A 17,638-nucleotide genomic window follows, 5' to 3' on the forward strand; every position below is an offset into this window, starting at 1 on the left:
CGCGCAGGCGTGGCGGCGCGGTGGCAAGGCCATGGCGACCGACGCCGCCACGGGCGCCCCGCTTTCGCCGCGCCAGACGGCGGGGGGCGAGCTCCTCTATCGCTTTCATTTCGAGCTTTGCGGCCTGCCGCGCAACCTGGCGCGCTGGATCCTCGGCATCGCGACCATGGCGATGTTCGTCGCGATCATCAGCGGCGTCATCGCCCACAAGAAAAGCCTCAAGGCGTTCTTCACCTTCCGTCCCGGCAAGGGCCAGCGATCCCGGCAGGGCATGCACAACATGGCCACGGCGCTGACGCTGCCCTATCATGTCGTGATCGCCTTTTCCGGGCCGGTGCTGTTCGCGGCGAGGCTGACGCCCCTGGTGGTGGAGCGTCCCGCGCCGCGCGGCCCGGCCCGGCCCCGGCGGCGCTCCCGCCGCGTGCGCTGTCGCCACCGGTTCTGCCGACCCCGCTTATGGCGCCGGCCGCGGTGGCCCGGTCCATGCCGGTCGGCCGGATCGGCATCGAAAAGCCGGCCGGCCCCGGCCCGAGATCGTCTTGCTCCCGCGGCGCAATCCGGCGCTGACGGTGCAGAGCGGCTTGGGCTCGGACCGGGTCGGGCGGATGCGCTTCGACGGACTCGGCGGCGTGCTGATCCAGCGGCCCGGCCGGCCGGACGCCGCGGCCGGCACCAGGGCGAACCATGCGCTTCGTGCGCTGCTTCGCGTCCGCTTTGCCGATACGGCGCTGCGCTGGCTGGTCTTTGCGGCCGGGCTGGCCGGGGACCGTCATGGCCGGCAGCGGGCTGGTGCTTGCGGTGTCGAAGCGTGCGGCCGGGCCTTCCCGCGCCGAGACGCAGCCGCGCGGGCTGTGGCCGATCGCGCGGCTGAACACCGGCGCCATCGCCGGGCCCATGCTGGCCACGGCGGGCCATTTCCGGGCCAACCGGCTGATCCCGGCCGATGTGCCGGAACGCGCGTTGCAGAAGATCCGCGCCTTTTGCTGATCCGGCTTGCGGCGGCGATCTGGCCCCTCCTGCGCCTGCCCGCGAAAGCCTGGGGCGCGCGGCTGGCCCTGGCCGCCGGGCTGCTTCTGGCCTTGCCGCTGCCGAATGGCGGCGACCGGGCCGTCCAGCCTGTTGCAGGCGATGGGGCAGGGGGATCGGGTGCTGGCCTCGGTCGATCCGGTGCCGATCCTGTGCGGCCTTGCCTGGCCCATGCCGCCTGGCTGGCCCGTCCCGGCCGGGTGAAGGCGCCGAAGCCGCGGACTTGCCTCCGGGAAAGCCGGGCTTGGCGAGCGTAGGGTGCCGGTCCGGCCGTCCCTTGTCCTTTGCTAGCCGGGGTTCCTCGCGCGGGCCGGGGCGATGCCGCGGCATCACGAGCAACTGCGCGGCCGAAAAGGCGGCCGCCGCCCGGCCTGGCTGTTGCGAATCGCCGGCATGGGCTGCTCGGCCTGTCCGCCCGGTCGGCCCCGGCGGGACGGGGAAACCCCGCAATCGCGGTTTCGGCATGGCCGAGCATCCTGTCCGTGGCGGCTTTCGCGGTCGCGACGATGCTGACCTGCGCTTGCGCCTGGTGGCGAATGACGCTGATCGCGGCCATGGTCGCGACCGGCATCCTGCTGGTCACGCCGGCGCTTTCGCATCCGTAGCCGCCGGTGGCCTTGCCGCGCGGTCCTGTTGTCGCCTGTTTTCATGCGTTATCAGTCCTCTGGCTCATGCCGGGGCGCAGGAGGGGTTTCCCCTCATGATCCCGATTTCCGCATGATCCCATGTGGTGCAGGGACGGCCGCGGTCCTCGGCCCTTCCTCGGGCATTTGTCCTCGTCTACGCTTGGGCCAGAAAAGGTGGCAGGCGGGCGAGACTGCCGGCAGTCAGCGCGGGCACAAGGGGATCGGACATGCCCGGCGCCGCAATGGGCGGCAGGATCGTCGACGGCCCTTGTTCCGTTCGCGTTTCCGGATCTGCTTCCCAGGCCTGGCGGACAGCGCATGGCCCCATGTAGGGGGGGTGCGCCTGCCGATCGCGACCGCTTGTGCCGTCCGGGCGGGCAGGCAGGCTGCGGCGGATCCGCGATCCATTCGGCCGTGGCCCGGACCTTGCCGGCATCGGGTATGGGCAGGACGGCCGAGCCGGCGGGACGGCATGCCCGGCGCGGCCCACGCCTGGCCCCGCCATCGGCTTGCGCCGAAACACGCCGAGCAATAGGCCGGTCTGCCCTTGCGGCATGATACGCCAGAACCCCGCCCCGCTGCCCCGAGACTTCCTGCAAGGCCAGGTTTCCGGGCCGGCGGCATGGCGCATGTTCGGTGCCGGTGTCGCGGGTCCGGGGCAAGGATCGTGCGGGTCGGCATCACTTCTGCCACCGGCCGGCGCACCGCTATGCCGATGGCCAAGCGGACGACCCGGATCATGGGTGAAAGGGACATTCGCTCGGTTCCGTGCTGATTTCGCGATCAGGTTGCATCGCACGTCACCGTGCCGCGGCAATGGAATATTGCCCCGCGGCGCATCACTTGCGAAGACAGAGAGAGCAGAAAATCCTTGCGCTGGCCTCCCGCTGCAATGCGGTCCGATCCGCTGGAATGGCGCCACGATCCGCAACCGAAGATGCCTGGTCGAATCCGAATCATTCGCGCAAAGCACTGACCTGGTCGATTCTCGCAGAACCGCCACCTTTCAGGACAAGTTCTGGGCCGTTCGCTGTCAATTCGACCCCGGTTACACGGCTATAAGCTTCGACATCTCGCGCAACATAGCTTCCGTCGCTATTCTGCTCCTCGATACGGAAGCTGTAGAATCCGGCCGGGAGAGATGTGCCATCCGCATGTCGACCAGACCATTGCATTTCCCCTGGGACGGCCCCCAGAATTTGTCGTTGCACTTCTCGGCCCTGTCCGGCTCTGTTGCACAAATCCCGTCAGGGATTCAGATCGTGAATCCAGGGTGGTAGCTGTGATGTATGAGCAGACCCACACCGCCAACCTACAGGACCAGAAACTGGCCAGCCTACAATGAAGCGCTCAAGCGCCGGGGCTCGCTGACGATCTGGTTCGACCCCGAGATGAGCTGGGATGCCGTGCCGACGGGGAGGCGTGGCCGCCAGCAGACCTACAGCGATACTGCCATTCAGAGCTGCCTGACGATGAAGGTGCTATTCGGCATGGCGCTCCGGCAGACGACCGGGTTCGTCGAGAGCCTGCTGCGTCTGGTTGGCCTCGACTGGACGGTGCCTGACTTCAGCACACTGTCCCGCCGCCAGAAGACCTTGGCTGTGAACATCCCGTATCGCGGCTCCAAAGGGCCGCTGCACCTGCTGATCGACAGCACAGGAATCAAGGTCGAGGGCGAAGGCGAGTGGCACGCTCGCAAGCATGGTGGCCCCAAACGGCGGGTCTGGCGCAAGATCCACCTTGGGATCGACGAGGAAACGCTAGAGATCCGGGCTGTCGAGATCACCGGGAGCAACGTCGGCGATGCGCCGATCCTACCTGACCTTCTCGACCAGATCCCGGAGGACCAGGAAATCGGTAGCGTCACGGCAGATGGCGCCTACGACACGCGCAAGTGCCACGATGCGATTGCAGATCGCGGAGCCCATGCCGTCATCCCACCGCGCAGGAACGCGAAGACCTGGAAGACCATCACCGCTGGAGCCGTCGCGCGCAACGAGGCCCTCCGGGCGTCCAGGTATCTCGGCCGCACCCTGTGGCGACGATGGAGTGGATACCACCGCCGGAGCCGCATCGAGACGAAGATGCATTGTGTCAAACTGCTGGGCCAGCGGCTCATGGCAAGGGACTTCGACCGTCAGGTCGCCGAGTTCCAGATCCGCATCGCCGTCCTGAACGGCTACACCGCGCTCGGCATCCCGGTCACGGAAGCTGTAGGATAAGTCTGTCCGGGGAGGGGGTAACCGCGCCCATCACCTGAGTTATGCAACAGAGCCCATCGTTTCCAGAACGCGCGGCCGGAGTGGTGCGTGGCGCGCAGGGTTTTGTTCCGGGGCCGGGCGGCTGGGCTGTCCTCCTTCCACGCTCGACCAGTCTTGCGGATCGGGATGATTGCCGTGCCACCGCACGCGATGATGGCGCTGTGGCAGCGGCGGCTGACCTTCGCATCCAACAAGCGCGACGAGGACGATTTCGATCACACCTCATGGCCAAACCTCCAGGATTCCGACCATCTTTTGATTTTTCAAGTTTCCCTGGCTCTGCTATCTGCCAGCGAAAAGGGGGACGCCTATGTATCGAATCTGGAATTTTGTTTCCGAATATTCTCTGCTCTTGGTCGGCGGTGCATTGGCCGCGCTGCTCTGGGCCAATACGGCGCCCGACAGCTATCATCACCTTGTCCACCTGCCGCTGTGGGTCGATGCGCCGATCGGCATGATCGAAGAGCATGACGGCCTGGCCACCCGTGTCCTGACCCTGCATTTCCTGATCAACGACATGCTGATGGCACTTTTCTTCGCCATCGCTGCGAAAGAGGTGTGGGAGGCGGTCATTCTTTCGGGCGGCTCGCTGCGGGGCAAGAAGGCGCTGACACCCCTGATCGCCACGCTTGGAGGGATGGCGGGACCGGTCCTTGTCTATCTGGCGTTGGCGGGGATGCTGGGCGTCCTGGCCGAGGTCGGCCGGGGTTGGGCCATTCCGACTGCGACCGACATCGCTTTCTCCTATCTGGTCGGACGCATTGTCTTCGGCGCGCGCCACCCGGCCATCGGCTTTCTGCTGCTTCTGGCCATCGCCGACGACGCCGGCGGGCTTGCGATCCTGGCGATCTTCTACCCCACGGGCGAGGTGGTGCCGATGTGGCTGCTGCTGTCGCTGTTCGCCGCCGTCGCGGTCTGGTTCCTGGCCTGCTGGCTGCCCAGGCGGTTGGACCGTGGCAAGCAGGATCGGCCGAACTCGACCTGGATGCGGCGGAACCTGGGCGCCTGGCCCTATGTGATCGCGGGCTGCATAAGCTGGTATGCGTTCTACCGCGCGGGCCTGCACCCGGCGCTTGGCCTGCTGCCGATCGTGCCCACCATCCCCCATGCCGAACGCGACTTCGGGATCTTCGCCGAGGTCGAGCGTCATTCGACCGACCTGCTGAACACCATCGAACATGCGCTGAAAATCCCGGTGCAGCTGGTCCTTTGTGCCTTCGGCCTGGTCAATGCCGGGGTCGAGTTCGGCGCGATCTCTGCCCCCACCTGGCTGGTTCTGGCGGGGCTGGTGATCGGCAAGCCGCTGGGGATCACGCTTTTCGGCTGGTTTGCGGCCAATGTGCTGCATCTCGGCATGCCCGAGGGGATGAGCTTGCGCGACCTGCCGGTGGTGGGTTTCGTCGCGGCCATCGGCTTTACCGTGGCGCTGTTCGTGGCCTCGGTCGCCTTCCCGGCCGGGCCGGTGCAGGATGCCGCCAAGATGGGGGCGCTGTTCAGCCTTGGCAGCGCCGTGCTTGCGATCCTTGCAGGACGTATCGCGCGGGTGCGGCGATTGACGTGACGGTGGATGGCCGAGCGGAAAGACTCCTTTCCGCCGGTCTTCGGGCCCATCGTATCGGGACGGGATTCAGCGTCACTTCAAGGGGGGCGGCCGGTGCGAGGCCGCATCCTTTACCACCGGCGCCAGGCCTGGAATACGGCCTTGCCATTCCTTCAGGCGCAACCCGGGGCAGCGGTCAGAAAATCCTTCAAGGCGATGTCAAACTGTGCCGCGGATTCCTGGCTCACGATATGCCGCCCTGGCAGGGACAGGTGACCTCCGCAGCGCACCGCTTCGGCGATCCCGGCCAATTCGGCGGGCGGGCAGACCGGATCGTCCTTGCCGGAAATCGCCAGCAGCGGATTGGCGATCTCGGGGAGGCGGTCGCGAAGATCCGCCCTGGCAAGCGCCGCGCAGCATCCCACATAGCCCTCGACCGAGGTGGCGGCGAAACCGTCCAGGATCGCCTTGACGCTGGCAGGGTTGGCCGCGCGGAAGCGGGGCGTGAACCAGCGTTCCGCAGTCGCCGGAACAAGACCGCTCAGGCCGTTCGCCCGGACCTCGTCGATGCGGGCATGCCAGCTTTCGGCGCTGCCGATCCGGGCGGCCGTCGCGCAAAGAACGATGCGCCCCAGCCGCGCCCCGGCATGGATGCCCAGCCATTGCCCGGTCAGGCCGCCGATGGACAGGCCGCAGAAATGGCTGCGCCTGATGGACAGCGCGTCCCACAGCGCGATCACGTCGCCGCCCAGATCGGCCAGTTCATAGGGCGGCGTCGGGGCGCCCGACCGGCCATGGCCGCGGCGATCATAGCGCAGGATGCGGAAATCCCCTGAGAGGCTTGCCATCTGGGCGTCCCACATGTGCAGGTCGGTGCCCAGGGAATTGCAGAAGGTCAGCCAGGGCTTGTCCCCTTTCCCTCCGTCGATGCGGTAGTGCAGGCGGTGGGTGGGCAGGTCCAGATAGGGCATGGTCGGCCTTTCATGCGGATTTTGGCGCGCGGCGAGGGGCCGCGCGCCTTGTTGCGAGGAGGCTCAGGCGGCGGCAAGCCGCGTCGCGTCGCGAGCGCGCCCGTTGGCAAGCGCAAAGACCAGCATCGCCAGCGCGGAGAGCGCCGCGGGGATCGCGAAGATCAGGAAGTTCTGCCCCAGCGGCAGCTCTCGCGCCAAGAGTACCCCGCCCAGCGTCGGCCCGACGATGGCGCCGATCCGGCCCACGCCCGAGGCCCAGCCAAGACCGGTCGAGCGCACCGACAGGTTGTAGAGCTGCGCCACGCTGGCATAAAGCAGGATCTGCGTGCCGATGGTCGTGGCACCCGCGACGAAGACCAGCAGGAACAGGAGCCCCGGCGCCGGGTTGAAGCCGATCAGCGTAATCGAGGCCGCCGCCGCGGCGAAAAAGCCCACCACGACCTTCGGCAGTCCGAAGCGGTCGCCCATCCTGCCGCCGGCGATCGCCCCCGCCATGCCGCCGAAATTCAGCGAGAACAGCGACAGAAGGCTGGCGCGTTCGGCATATCCGGCCTCTTGCAGCACCTTGGGCAGCCAGGAGGACAGCAGATAGACCAGCAGCAGGCAGCAGAAGAAGGACAGCCACAGCATCAGCGTGCGCAGCGCCCGGCCATGGCGGAACAGCTCCGCCACGGATGCCGATGCGCCCTTGGCCTCGGCAAAGACCAGCCGGTCCTCGGCGGCCAGCGGCGTGGCCGGGTTGATGCAGGCAAAGATGCGCCGCGCCTCGTCCTGCTTGCCCTGGCGGATCAGGAAGCCCAGCGATTCCGGCAGTTTCCACAGCACCAGCGGCAGCATCAGCAGCGGCACGGCGGCGATGAAAAACATCGGCCTCCAGCCGAAGCTGGGGATCAGGCCGATGCCCAGGCCCGCCGCGACCATGCCGCCGACCGAATAGCCCGAAAACATCAGCGCCACCATGGTGCCGCGCAGGCGCCTGGGCGCATATTCGTTCATCAGCGCCACCGCGTTCGGCATCAGCCCGCCGCAGCCCAGGCCGGCGATGAAGCGAAAGACCTTGAACTGCTCGGGCGAGTTGGCAAAGCCCGTCAGCACGGTGGCCGAGGTGAACAGCATGAAGCTGATCGCAACGCCTTTCTTGCGTCCGATCCGGTCGGCCAGCGGGCCAAGGATCAGCGCGCCGAACATCATCCCGAACAGCGCCCAGGCCTGCAGCGCGCCCGCCTGCGGCTTGGTCAGGCCCCATTCCGCGATCAGCGTGGGCAGCACCGTGCCCGCCACGAACACGTCGTAGCCATCAACCACCAGCAGCGCGCCGCAAAGCGCGACCACCCTCCATTGAAAGCTGCCGAACCGGCCTTGGTCTATGGCCTCGTTCACATCTATGCTGCGCATTCCTTGTCTCCTCCCTGTCTTGTCATTGAAATCGCGGTCGGCCGGTGTTGCGCCCCCGCGACGCTCATCCTGTGTCGCCCCCCGCGACGGGCAGGACCGAGCCGGTGATGTAGGATGCCTCGTCCGAGGCCAGGAACAGGATCGGCGCCACCTGTTCCTGGATGGTCCCGTAGCGGCGCATGAAGGCGGATTGCTTGACCTGGTCCACGACCTCGGCCATCCATTGCCGTTCGGCAGGGCTGTCGCCCTCGGCATTGCGCGGCACGCGGCGCGGCGGCGCCTCGGTCCCGCCGGGGGCGGTGGCGACGACGCGGATGTTCTGGGCTGCCATCTCCATCGCCAGGGATTGCGTGATCGCGTTGATGCCGCCCTTGGCCGCCGAATAGGGGACGCGGTGGATGCCCCGCGTGGCGTTGGACGAGACGTTGACGATGGTGCCGCCGCCGCGCGCCGCCAGATGCGGCAGCACCGCATGGCAGCAATAGAGCGTCGGCATCAGCGAGCGCCGGATCTCGGCGTCGATCTGGGCGGGCTCGAACTCGGCAAAGGGCCGCATGCGGATCGCGCCGCCCACGTTGTTGATCAGGATGTCGATGCCGCCGAACGTTTCGGCGGCATGGCGCATCGCGGCATCGGCGCCGTCCCAGGTTTCCAGGTCGGCGGTGAAGGCGGCGGCACCGCCGCCCGCCTCGGCCGCCACCTCGGCCACGAAATCGGCGCGGTCCACGAACAGCACCCGCCCCCCTTCGGCCGCCGCGCGCAGCGCGACGGCGCGGCCGATGCCCTGCGCGGCGCCGGTCACGACCAGCACCTTGCCCGCAAAGCGGCCCGCGAAGACGGCCCCGGTCATGCGATGGCCTTCAGGGGCGCGTTGGGGGTGAACTTCTCGTAATGGAAGCTGGCGGGGCGGATGCCGTTTTCATCCAGATAGTTACGCACGGCATCGACCATGGGCGGGGGGCCGCACAGATAGACATCGACCCCGCCCGCCGCCAGCATGTCGCCGGGCATGTGCTGCGTGACCCAGCCCTTGCGGGGATGGTCGGATGCCGGGTCCGCCACGACGGTCGCGTAGGTGAAATTCGGCAGGCGGCCGGCATAGGCCGCAAGCTCATCGACCAGCACCAGATCCTGATCGCGCGTCACGCCATAGATCAGGTGGATCTGGCGCCGCGACCCGGCCCGCGCCAGCACCTCCAGCATCGACAGGAAGGGCGCCAGGCCGGTGCCGCCCGCCAGGAACAAGAGCGGCCCGTCGCCATCCCGCAGATAGAAGCTGCCCATCGGCCCGGTCAGCTCCAGCCTCTCGCCCGGCTGCGCACGGGCCAGCCAGCCGCCCATCAGCCCGCCGGGGATCTTCTTGATCAGGAAGCCCAGCCGATGCTCGCCCGGAGCCGAGCTGAAGGAATAGGAGCGGTGATCGCCGCTGCCCGGCACGGCGATGTTGACATATTGCCCCGGCAGGAAGGCGGGGGCGTCCTCTACGTCAAGCTCCAGCACCACGGCGGCGTCCTGATGCGGCTCGATCCGGGCCACGGTGGCGGCGAAGACCTGCTGGCCGGTCTTGCAGGCCTGCGAGGTCGTGGGCACCGACAGCACGCAATCCGAGGAGGGCACCATCTGGCAGGTCAGCACCAGCCCCTCGGCGGCCTCGTCCTCGGTCAGGGCGTCCTCGATATAGTCCTCGCCCATGTCATAGGCGCCGCTTTCGGCGCGGCACTTGCAGGTGCCGCAGACGCCGTCCGAGCAGTCCATCGGCAGGTTGATCTTGTTGCGGAACGCGGCGTCGAGAACCTTCTCGCCCGGCTTGCAATCGACGAAGCGGGTGATCCCGTCCTCGAAGTTCAATGCGATGCGGTAGCACATGATCGCCTCCTCCTTGCGGTTGTGCGGGGTCTGGCGGCCGTCAGACGTGATAGACGTCGATGACCTGGCGGATGTAGTCGTTTTTCAGGACGATCTTCTTGGCGGCGATGACCAGCCCGTCGCCGTCCTTGCGCAGGGTCACGAAGATGGTTCCGAAGAACTGGTCCGTGACCTTGTAGCGGTGGTTCAGCGTGTGGAAGTTGTAGCGGACATCCACCTCGGGCCCGCGATCCTCGATCACCTCGACGTTCAGGACGGCGTGGCTGGTGCGCGGCTCCGGGGTCGAGGCGCCCGACCGCTCGGTCTTGATGCGGAAGACACGGTCCTCGAGCCCCTCGCGGTTCGGGTAATAGATCAGCGAGATCTCGGATTGCGGATCCTCGGTGATCTGGTCGTTGTCGTCCCAGGCGGGCATCCAGTAGGACGCATCGGGGGCATAGCAGGTCAGCCATTCGTCCCATTGCCGGTCGTCCAGGAGGCGCGCCTCGCGATAGAGGAAGGCGCAGATGGCGTTGTAATCCAGGCTGGTGCCGGTGGTGTCGTGATCCAGGCTCATGCGGCTTCTCCGGTCTTTTCGGCGGCCAATGCCTTGCGCATCACGCCGGCCCAGTATTCGTGCTGGCAGACGAACAGTCCCTCGTCCTCGCTGCGCTCGCCCGACAAGAGCGGCTTCAGCCCCATGCGGCGGGCGTTCTCGTCCGGGCCGTCGATCCACAGCGGCGCGCCGCGCGACATGTCGTTCCACAGCGACACGGTGCCGGCATAGGCGGTCTGGCAGGCGCGGAACTCCTCGAGGTCGTCCGAGGTGCCCATGCCCGAGACGTTGAAGAAATCCTCGTATTGGCGGATGCGATGGGCGCGGTCCTCGGCGTTTTCCCCCTTGGGGGCGAAGCAGAAGATGGTGACTTCGGTCTTGTCCACGGCAAGCGGGCGCACGACGCGGATCTGGGTGCTGAACTGATCCATCAGGAATACGTTCGGATAGAGGCACAGATTGCGGGTCTGGTTGACGATGAAGCCGGCCTTTTCCTCGCCCAGGCGGGCGGCGATGTCCTCGCGGCGGTTCCAGACCGGGCGGACCTCGGGGTTCCGGGTGTTGGTCCACAGCAGGATATGGCCGTTCTCGAAACCATAGACGCCGGCGACCGATTTCGACCAGCTGTTGGCATCCACCGCCTTGGTGCCGGTTTCGCTGCGCCGGTCCATGGTCGTGGCATAGTTCCAGTGCACCGAGCTGACGTGGTAGCCGTCGCAGCCGTTCTCCATCTGCAGCTTCCAGTTGCCGTCGTAGATATAGGAGGAATTGCCGCGCAGCACTTCCAGCCCCTCGGGGGCCTGGTCGACGATCTGGTCGATGATGATGCGGGTCTCGCCCAGGAACTCCTCCAGCGGGGCCACGTCGGGATTCAGGCTGCCGAACAGGAAGCCGCGATAGGACTCGAACCGGGCCACGCGGGTCAGGTCGTGCGAGCCGTCCTTGTTGAACTGCTCGGGATATTGCGTGGTCTTGGCATCCTTGACCTTCAGGAGCTTGCCGGTGTTGGAAAAGGTCCAACCGTGGAACGGGCAGGTGAAGCTGCCCTTGTTGCCTTGCTTGCGGCGGCACAGCATGGCGCCCTTGTGGGCGCAGGCGTTGATGACCGCGTGCAGCGTGCCGGTCTTGTCGCGGGTGATGACGATGGGCTGGCGGCCGATCCAGGTGGTGTAATAATCGTTCGGTTCCGGGATCTGGCTTTCATGCGCCAGATAGACCCAGTTGCCTTCGAAGATGTGCTTCATTTCCAGCGCGAACAGATCCTCGTTGGTGAAGATGTCGCGGCGGCAGCGGAACAGGCCGGCTTCCTTGTCGTCCTGCACGGCGACGGCCAGCATCTGTTCCAGATCGCGTGCCTTTTCGATGATCGCGGACATGAGTTCTCTCCCCCAGGGCAGGCGCGTTTTGCGCGCCGGTCCCTGCCAATGTCGGTGATGAAAGGTGGGTTCGGGCCGGGCGGCCGCCCCCCCCTTCCGAGGGGCCGCCCGGAGACGCGGGTCAGGCGACGGCGCGGCGGCGCTGTTCGTTGACCTGGTTGTCCACGCCGTCGATCAGCGCGGTCAGATGGATGTCGAACCGGATCTCGGCGAAGGGGCCGTTGAGGTTGTTGGCGTGGATGCTTTCCTCGTCCGTGCGCTCGACGACCTTCGGCACCAGCCCTTCGCGGGTGGCATAGGCGAAGTCGTCGTCGATCAGCGGATCGCCCTCGATATTGATCTGCGTGGTCAGCTTGCGATGGCCGTCGGCGCTGATGAAGAAATGGATATGCGCCGGCCGCTGCCCGTGGCGGCCAAGCGCCGACAGTAGCGCCTCGGTCGGGCTGCCGGGCGGCACGCCATAGCCGCTGGGCAGGATGCTCTGTAACTTGTAGCGGCCGTCCTGGTCGGTGATGATGGTGCGGCGCATGTTGAACGGCGCCTGCTTTCCGGTCGGGTCGAAATGCGAATAGAAGCCGCGGGTGTCGCAATGCCAGACCTCGACCTTGGCGCCCGCCAGCGGCTGGCCATCCGCGCCATGCACGATGCCATGCATGATCAGCGTGTGGCCGTCGGCATCCGTGCCGTCGTCGAGCCGCGCGAAGCCCACCGATTCCGGGGCGCCGGCGACGTAAAGCGGGCCTTCGATGGTGCGCGGCGTCGGGTTCTCGATCCCCAGCGCGGCGTCGATGGCGTCGAGCCGTTCATCCAGGAAATGGTCGACGCCGAGTCCGGGCGAGATCAGCCCGGCCTGCCCGGCCGCGCCCAGATCGTTCAACCAGGCCACGCCCGTCCAGTATTCGTCGGGGGTTATGTCCAGGTCGTCGATGGCCTTGAACAGGTCGGACATCAGCCGGTGGATGATCTGCTTCATGCGCGGGTTGCCGCTGTCGCTGTTCAGCCCGCTGAGTTCGCGCAGGAACGCCTGCACGTCGGGCCGGTCGAAAATCTTGACAGTCATGGTCTCTCCTCCTGGATTCTCGTGGAAACTGGGACGGGTCGGCTCCTCCGCCGGCCCTTCGGGAATGATGGCTCTAGCGGTCGTCCTCGCGGATCGAGGAAGGGTGACGCAGCAGCGGCGTCACCTCGATCTTCATGAAGGGAAACAGCGGCAGGCCCGACAGGATTTCGTGCAGCTCGGCATTGTCCCGGACGTCGAGGATGCTGAAATTCGCGTATTCGCCGGCGATGCGCCAGATGTGCCGCCACTTGCCGCTGGCCTGCAGCGCCTGCGAATAGGCCCTTTCCCGGGCGATGATCTCGGCCGCCTCCTCGGCGGGCAGGTCGCGGGGGATGGTCACGTCCATCCGAACGTGGAACAGCATCATGGCTCTCCTTGGCCGGCGGGGTAGGTCTTGCGGTGCAGGCCGTCGCGGGCAAAGAACGCCACGCGCTCGTCGTCCAGCTGGATGCCGAGGCCCGGCCCGGACGGAACCGTCAGCGCGAAGTCGCTGTAATCCAGCGGCTCGCGCAGGATCTCCTCGGTCAGAAGTAGCGGCCCGAACAGTTCCGTGCCCCATTGCAGGTTGGCGAAGGTCGAGAAGGCATGGGCCGAGGCGATGCTGCCCACCGCGCCTTCCAGCATGGTGCCGCCGTAAAGGCCGATCCCCGCCGCATCGGCGATGGCCGCCACCCGCAGTGCATTGAAGCAGCCGCCGCATTGCTCGATCTTGACGGCAAAGACATCGGCGCCATGCACGCGGGCGAGTTCGAAGGCCGATTCCGGGCCCGAGAGCGATTCATCGGCCATCAGTGCCGTGGGAAAGCGCCGCACCAGCCGCGCCAGCCCCGCGGCCGTGGCCACGGGCTGCTCGACCAGTTCGCAGCCGGCATCGGCCAGGGCCGCCATGCCATGGGCCGCCTCGGTCTCGCTCCAGGCCATGTTCACGTCGACCCGCACCGCGGCGCGGTCGCCAAGCGCGCGCTTGATCGCCGCGACATGGGCGATGTCGTCGCGGATGTCGCGGGCGCCGATCTTCAGCTTGAAGATGCGGTGGCGGCGCAGATCCAGCATGCGCTCGGCCTCGGCGATGTCGGTCGCGGTATCGCCCGAGGCCAGCGTCCAGGCCACCGGCAGCCGGTCGCGGCGCCGGCCGCCCAGCAACTCGCTGACCGGCAGGCCCAGCCGCTTGCCATGCGCATCCAGAAGCGCGGTCTCGACGGCGCTCTTGGCAAAGCGGTTCTCCTTGACCGCCTTGCCAAGGCGCGCCATCAGCGCCTGGATGCGGGTCGCGTCCTGGCCCAGCATCGCGGCGGCGAAATAGGTGTCGATCGCCAGTTTCATGCTTTCGGGGCTTTCGCCGCCATAGGCCAGCCCGCCGATGGTGGTGCCTTCGCCGATGCCGGTCACGCCGTCGCTGCAATGCAGCCTGACCAGCATCAGGGTCTGGCCGGTCATCGTGGCGACCGACAGCTTGTGCGGCCGGATGGTCGGCAGATCGACCAGGATGGTCTCGATCCGGTCGATGACCGGGCTGATGGTGGTGGTCGGGGCGATGGGTGCGAATGTCTGGTTCATGCCGCGCAGATTGCAGCTGGCCTCATGTCTTCGTCCAACACCGTTTGGGTTTGATACCATACCCTGATGGTATTATGATGCGAATTACCCCGCATATCAGCGGTTTGTTCCGCTGCAAGATACCTGGAAAACGCGTAAGCTGCGTCTGGCAGACAGGAGGGTTCCGATGGATTTGCGGCAGTTGCGCTACTTCGCCGCCGTCGCGCGAGAGCGCAACTTTACCCGAGCGGCCGAGAGCCTGCACATCGCCCAGCCGCCGCTGAGCCGGCAGATCCAGCTGCTCGAGGAAGAGCTGGGCGTCGTCCTGATCATCCGCAAAAGCCGGCCAATCAAGCTGACCGATGCGGGACGGCTATTCTATGAACAGGCGCTGCAAGTGCTGGGACGGGTCGACCAGATGAAGGATGCGACGCGCCGGGTGGGCATGAACCGCAACCGGGTGCTGTCCATCGGCTTCGTGGCCTCGACGCTTTATGGCGGCCTGCCGTCGCTGGTCAGGAAGCTGCGCCAGAGCGCGCCCGAGCTGGACATCCAGCTGCTGGAAATGCTGTCGATCCAGCAGATACCCGCGCTGAAGGAAGGCCGTATCGATATCGGCTTCGGCCGCCTCATGCACAGCGACCCGAATGTCGTCGGCACCGTCCTGCGCGAGGAGCGCCTTGTCGTCGCGCTGGCCCAAGGCACGCCCCTTGCCCGGGACGACGCGCCGCTGCCGTTGTCCGCCATCGCCGGGCAGAAGCTGATTGTCTATCCCAAGGAGCCGCGCCCCAGCTATGCCGACCAGGTTCTGGGCATGCTCCAGGACGAGGAGATTCGCCCGTCCGAAGTGCTGGAGGTCCGGGAAATCCAGACCGCCCTTGGCCTGGTTGCCGCCGATTCCGGCATCTGCATCATCCCGTCATCGGCCCGGCAGATGCGGTCCGACGTGCAGTATCGCGCGATTGACGACCTGCGGGCGGTGTCCCCGGTGATCCTCAGCCACCGGGCAGGCGAAAACTCGCGCTATCTCGACCTGGTCAAGACGCTGATCCGGGACATGTATGCCGAAAATCCGGCCTGGCTCGAAGCCAACAACCTTCGCCCGCCCCCTGCCGAAGCCCGCAAGCCGGACTGCGCGTAAGCAGGGCCGGGCGGCAAGTCGCATGGCGGCGCCGACGGTTGCCACCGGAAGCGCGCCTTCCGCGCCGGCATGCCATCATCAGCACCGGCAAGCGACGCCAGCTTCCAGGCCCTCCCCGAGGCTGGTCTCAGCCATTGGCGGTCCTGACCGCGTTCATGCTGGAAAGCGCCAGGCGCGGCCCGGCCTTCATGACCTGGCCGGGCAGCTCCCTGCCCAGAATACGCTCGGCGGTGCCGGCGGCCTCGATCAGCTTGCCAAGGTCGATGCCGGTCGGGAAACCGGATTCCTCGCACATGTAGACGAAATCCTCGGTGGCGATATTGCCGGTCGCGCGCGGCACGAAGGGACAGCCGCCGATCCCGCCCACGCTGGCTTCGAAATCGCGGATCCCGTGCAGCAGGCCGGCATAGGCGCAGGCCAGGCCGACGCCGCGCGTGTTGTGGAAATGCAGCGCGATCCTCACCTCGGGCACCGCCTTGCGCAGGGCATCGAGCGCCGGCGCGACATTGCCCGGCGTCGCCATTCCGGTCGTGTCCCCCAGGGTGATCCGCGCGATGCCGAGATCGCGATACCGCAGGGCCTGATCGACCAGCTGGCCGACGGGCACGTCGCCTTCGAAGGGGCAGCCGAATGCCGTGGCGATGGCGCCGTGCAGCGCGACGCCGGAGCCTTCGGCGAGGCGCGCGATCTCATGAAACCCGGCCAGCGAATCGGCGCGCGAGCGGTTCACGTTCTTCCGGTTGTGGCTTTCCGAGGCCGAGGCGAACATCACGACGGCATCGATTCCCGCCGCGATGGCGGCCTCGGCGCCGCGCGGGTTCGGGACCAGCGCGCTGAAGCGGATCCCGGCCCGGCCGCGGAAATGCCGCACCAGCTCGGCCGCATCGCGCATCTGCGGCACGGCGCGCGGCGAGACGAAGGATGTCAGCTCGACCGAGCGGATGCCGGCCGCGACAAGGCTTTCGACGAGCCGGATCTTGTCCTCGGTCGGGACGAAGGCTTTCTCGGATTGCAGGCCGTCGCGGGGCGAAACCTCGGTCACGGCGACTTGCCTGCCCGGTGCGGATGCGGGGGCGGTCATGTCACGCCGCCTCGCCCGAGGGGGCCTTGGCGGCCGCGGCGATTTCCTCGGGCGTCAGGCCGAGACGGCCGAGGATTTCGGCATTATGCCCGCCGATGCCGTCCACATCGCCCCCGCCGGCCAGCGAGGCGCCGTCGATCTCGATCGGCAAGGCCGGCGCCCGGAAGGTCCGGCCATCCGCGGTCTGGGACGAGGCGAGCCCGCCCTGCCGCATGACATGCTGGTCGCGAAACAGGTCCGAGGGCTTGGCCACCGGCGCAAAGGGGATCTCCATCTTCTCCAGCGCGGGCAGAAGCTCGGCCATGGGCCGCCTTGCGACCGCCGCCGCGACCAGGGGCACCACCCAGGAGCGGGCGTTGATGCGGGCCATCCTGCTTTGCAGCTCGGGGTGCTGCAGCAGGTCGTCGAGGCCGAGATAGCCGCAAAGCCGGGTCCAGTGGCCGTCGCTGACCGCGCCGATGAAGATCTGCCCCCCCTCGGCATCGGCAAAGACGTCATAGATCGGCCAGCTGAAGGCCCGTTCGGGCATCGGTTCGGGATCCCTGCCTTCCAGTTCGAACTGCACCATGTGCTGCGAGACCAGCAGCAGGCAGTTCTCGAACAGGCCGACGCGGATGGTCCGCCCCTCGCCGGTCTTGCCGCGTTCGAACAGCGCCGCGATGACGGCGAAGGCGCCGAACAGCCCGCCCATGATATCGTTGGCCGAGGTGCCGACGCGCAGCGGCCGGCCCTTGGGGCCGGTCATATAGGCCAGGCCCGACATCATCTGCACCACCTCGTCCAGCGCCGTCCGGCGCTCGTAGGGGCCTGACAGGAACCCCTTGTGGCTGGCGCAGATCAGCTGCGGAAAGCGGTCGTGCAGGGTTTCGGCATCCAGCCCCATGCCCTGCAGGGTGCTGTCCTTGAAATTGTCGATGAACACGTCGGCCGAGGCCAGCAGCCGGTCCAGCGCCTTCCTGCCGGCCGGCGTGCGGCTGTCCAGGACGACGGATTTCTTGCGGCGGTTGAACAGCGGAAAGAACGCGCTGCCCATGCCGGTCAACTGGCGGGTCTTGTCGCCTCCGGGCGGCTCGACCTTGACCACCTCGGCCCCCAGGAAGGCCAGGAACATGCCGCAGCTCGGCCCCATCACCATATGGCTCATCTCAACGACACGGATTCCCTCGAGGGGTTTGAACTCGGCAGTCATGAGGCCTCCCATACCATCGGCGACAGGATAGGATT

18 protein-coding genes and 1 pseudogene are annotated in these 17,638 nt (G+C 67.1%); 6 read left to right on the plus strand and 13 right to left on the minus strand.

All coding sequences use genetic code 11. The annotated features are described in order from the left end of the window. Positions 1–31: 31 nt before the first annotated feature. From ACNKFW_RS13435 to ACNKFW_RS13445, 3 genes are all read left to right on the plus strand, one after another. Positions 32–871 (plus strand): PepSY-associated TM helix domain-containing protein, encoded by an 840-nt coding sequence (locus ACNKFW_RS13435; protein ID WP_147429150.1) that lies wholly within the window; start codon positions 32–34, stop codon positions 869–871. Beyond that, positions 772–987, plus strand: a complete 216-nt coding sequence (locus ACNKFW_RS13440; RefSeq protein WP_024845902.1) for a hypothetical protein — start codon at positions 772–774, stop codon at positions 985–987. Before ACNKFW_RS13435 ends, ACNKFW_RS13440 begins: the two co-directional genes overlap by 100 nt. 521 nt (positions 988–1,508) lie before the next feature. Beyond that, positions 1,509–1,631, plus strand: a complete 123-nt coding sequence (locus tag ACNKFW_RS13445) for a hypothetical protein (protein WP_256233631.1) — start codon at positions 1,509–1,511, stop codon at positions 1,629–1,631. 977 nt (positions 1,632–2,608) lie between these two features. On the opposite strand, the gene ACNKFW_RS13450 is transcribed toward ACNKFW_RS13445, so the two are convergent. Next, positions 2,609–2,827 (minus strand): hypothetical protein, encoded by a 219-nt coding sequence (locus ACNKFW_RS13450; protein ID WP_418025535.1) that lies wholly within the window; start codon positions 2,825–2,827, stop codon positions 2,609–2,611. A gap of 114 nt (positions 2,828–2,941) precedes the next feature. Here ACNKFW_RS13450 and ACNKFW_RS13455 point away from each other — a divergent pair, with 114 nt between their 5' ends. Further along, positions 2,942–3,874, plus strand: a complete 933-nt coding sequence (locus ACNKFW_RS13455; protein WP_179921185.1) for an IS5 family transposase — start codon at positions 2,942–2,944, stop codon at positions 3,872–3,874. A 41-nt stretch (positions 3,875–3,915) separates the two neighbouring features. Here ACNKFW_RS13455 and ACNKFW_RS13460 read toward each other — a convergent pair. Continuing rightward, positions 3,916–4,089: pseudogene (locus tag ACNKFW_RS13460) on the minus strand (IS5/IS1182 family transposase); the annotation flags it as partial. A gap of 134 nt (positions 4,090–4,223) precedes the next feature. Between ACNKFW_RS13460 and ACNKFW_RS13465 the strand changes: the two are divergent. After that, complete coding sequence (locus tag ACNKFW_RS13465; RefSeq protein ID WP_024846141.1) at positions 4,224–5,474, plus strand: Na+/H+ antiporter NhaA; 1,251 nt, start codon at positions 4,224–4,226, stop codon at positions 5,472–5,474. Positions 5,475–5,626: 152 nt separating this feature from the next. Here the strand turns inward: ACNKFW_RS13465 and pcaD are convergent, their stop codons facing one another. From pcaD to ACNKFW_RS13510, 9 genes are all read right to left on the minus strand, one after another. Continuing rightward, positions 5,627–6,424 (minus strand): 3-oxoadipate enol-lactonase, encoded by a 798-nt coding sequence (pcaD, locus tag ACNKFW_RS13470; RefSeq protein ID WP_147429145.1) that lies wholly within the window; start codon positions 6,422–6,424, stop codon positions 5,627–5,629. A gap of 63 nt (positions 6,425–6,487) precedes the next feature. Further along, positions 6,488–7,819, minus strand: a complete 1,332-nt coding sequence (locus ACNKFW_RS13475) for an MFS transporter (protein ID WP_147429144.1) — start codon at positions 7,817–7,819, stop codon at positions 6,488–6,490. 64 nt (positions 7,820–7,883) lie between these two features. Then, positions 7,884–8,669, minus strand: coding sequence for a benzoate diol dehydrogenase BenD (benD, locus tag ACNKFW_RS13480; RefSeq protein ID WP_024846144.1), 786 nt, complete (start codon positions 8,667–8,669; stop codon positions 7,884–7,886). Beyond that, positions 8,666–9,688 carry a benzoate 1,2-dioxygenase electron transfer component BenC gene (gene benC, locus ACNKFW_RS13485; RefSeq protein WP_147429143.1) on the minus strand — a complete coding sequence of 341 codons (1,023 nt, stop codon included), beginning with the start codon at positions 9,686–9,688 and terminating at the stop codon, positions 8,666–8,668. The genes benD and benC overlap by 4 nt, the downstream gene beginning before the upstream one ends. Positions 9,689–9,725: 37 nt before the next feature. Continuing rightward, a complete protein-coding gene (gene benB / locus ACNKFW_RS13490) occupies positions 9,726–10,241 on the minus strand; it encodes a benzoate 1,2-dioxygenase small subunit (RefSeq protein WP_028710917.1) in 516 nt (171 codons plus the stop codon). Then, positions 10,238–11,596 carry a Rieske 2Fe-2S domain-containing protein gene (locus ACNKFW_RS13495; RefSeq protein ID WP_028710918.1) on the minus strand — a complete coding sequence of 453 codons (1,359 nt, stop codon included), beginning with the start codon at positions 11,594–11,596 and terminating at the stop codon, positions 10,238–10,240. The genes benB and ACNKFW_RS13495 overlap by 4 nt, the downstream gene beginning before the upstream one ends. A gap of 121 nt (positions 11,597–11,717) precedes the next feature. Continuing rightward, complete coding sequence (gene catA / locus ACNKFW_RS13500) at positions 11,718–12,656, minus strand: catechol 1,2-dioxygenase (RefSeq protein ID WP_147429142.1); 939 nt, start codon at positions 12,654–12,656, stop codon at positions 11,718–11,720. Positions 12,657–12,729: 73 nt separating this feature from the next. Next, entirely contained in the window at positions 12,730–13,020 is a 291-nt protein-coding gene (gene catC / locus ACNKFW_RS13505) for a muconolactone Delta-isomerase (protein ID WP_028710920.1), read from the minus strand. Next, positions 13,020–14,213 carry a muconate/chloromuconate family cycloisomerase gene (locus ACNKFW_RS13510; RefSeq protein WP_208852046.1) on the minus strand — a complete coding sequence of 398 codons (1,194 nt, stop codon included), beginning with the start codon at positions 14,211–14,213 and terminating at the stop codon, positions 13,020–13,022. The genes catC and ACNKFW_RS13510 overlap by 1 nt, the downstream gene beginning before the upstream one ends. 166 nt (positions 14,214–14,379) lie before the next feature. Between ACNKFW_RS13510 and ACNKFW_RS13515 the strand changes: the two genes are divergently transcribed. After that, on the plus strand, positions 14,380–15,333 hold the full coding sequence (locus tag ACNKFW_RS13515) for a LysR family transcriptional regulator (protein WP_028710922.1): 954 nt from the start codon (positions 14,380–14,382) through the stop codon (positions 15,331–15,333). A gap of 127 nt (positions 15,334–15,460) precedes the next feature. Here ACNKFW_RS13515 and ACNKFW_RS13520 read toward each other — a convergent pair whose 3' ends face one another. After that, positions 15,461–16,414, minus strand: a complete 954-nt coding sequence (locus tag ACNKFW_RS13520; protein ID WP_147429141.1) for a hydroxymethylglutaryl-CoA lyase — start codon at positions 16,412–16,414, stop codon at positions 15,461–15,463. A 1-nt stretch (position 16,415) separates the two neighbouring features. Beyond that, entirely contained in the window at positions 16,416–17,603 is a 1,188-nt protein-coding gene (locus tag ACNKFW_RS13525; RefSeq protein ID WP_147429140.1) for a CaiB/BaiF CoA transferase family protein, read from the minus strand. Positions 17,604–17,638: the final 35 nt, after the last annotated feature.

This window comes from Paracoccus sp. TD-10, from assembly GCF_048270675.1.
GTDB lineage: Bacteria > Pseudomonadota > Alphaproteobacteria > Rhodobacterales > Rhodobacteraceae > Paracoccus > Paracoccus pantotrophus.

Excerpts from the sequence above, each read along its gene's own strand:
- ACNKFW_RS13455 (WP_179921185.1), top strand. The coding sequence starts at position 2,942 with ATGAGCAGACCCACACCGCCAACCTACAGGACCAGAAACTGGCCAGCC.
- ACNKFW_RS13520 (WP_147429141.1), bottom strand. The coding sequence starts at position 16,414 with ATGACCGCCCCCGCATCCGCACCGGGCAGGCAAGTCGCCGTGACCGAG.
- benB (WP_028710917.1), bottom strand. The coding sequence starts at position 10,241 with ATGAGCCTGGATCACGACACCACCGGCACCAGCCTGGATTACAACGCC.
- ACNKFW_RS13440 (WP_024845902.1), top strand. The coding sequence starts at position 772 with ATGGCCGGCAGCGGGCTGGTGCTTGCGGTGTCGAAGCGTGCGGCCGGG.
- ACNKFW_RS13510 (WP_208852046.1), bottom strand. The coding sequence starts at position 14,213 with ATGAACCAGACATTCGCACCCATCGCCCCGACCACCACCATCAGCCCG.
- ACNKFW_RS13435 (WP_147429150.1), top strand. The coding sequence starts at position 32 with ATGGCGACCGACGCCGCCACGGGCGCCCCGCTTTCGCCGCGCCAGACG.
- ACNKFW_RS13515 (WP_028710922.1), top strand. The coding sequence starts at position 14,380 with ATGGATTTGCGGCAGTTGCGCTACTTCGCCGCCGTCGCGCGAGAGCGC.
- ACNKFW_RS13525 (WP_147429140.1), bottom strand. The coding sequence starts at position 17,603 with ATGACTGCCGAGTTCAAACCCCTCGAGGGAATCCGTGTCGTTGAGATG.
- pcaD (WP_147429145.1), bottom strand. The coding sequence starts at position 6,424 with ATGCCCTATCTGGACCTGCCCACCCACCGCCTGCACTACCGCATCGAC.
- catA (WP_147429142.1), bottom strand. The coding sequence starts at position 12,656 with ATGACTGTCAAGATTTTCGACCGGCCCGACGTGCAGGCGTTCCTGCGC.
- benD (WP_024846144.1), bottom strand. The coding sequence starts at position 8,669 with ATGACCGGGGCCGTCTTCGCGGGCCGCTTTGCGGGCAAGGTGCTGGTC.
- catC (WP_028710920.1), bottom strand. The coding sequence starts at position 13,020 with ATGCTGTTCCACGTTCGGATGGACGTGACCATCCCCCGCGACCTGCCC.
- ACNKFW_RS13495 (WP_028710918.1), bottom strand. The coding sequence starts at position 11,596 with ATGTCCGCGATCATCGAAAAGGCACGCGATCTGGAACAGATGCTGGCC.
- ACNKFW_RS13475 (WP_147429144.1), bottom strand. The coding sequence starts at position 7,819 with ATGCGCAGCATAGATGTGAACGAGGCCATAGACCAAGGCCGGTTCGGC.
- ACNKFW_RS13465 (WP_024846141.1), top strand. The coding sequence starts at position 4,224 with ATGTATCGAATCTGGAATTTTGTTTCCGAATATTCTCTGCTCTTGGTC.
- ACNKFW_RS13450 (WP_418025535.1), bottom strand. The coding sequence starts at position 2,827 with ATGCAATGGTCTGGTCGACATGCGGATGGCACATCTCTCCCGGCCGGA.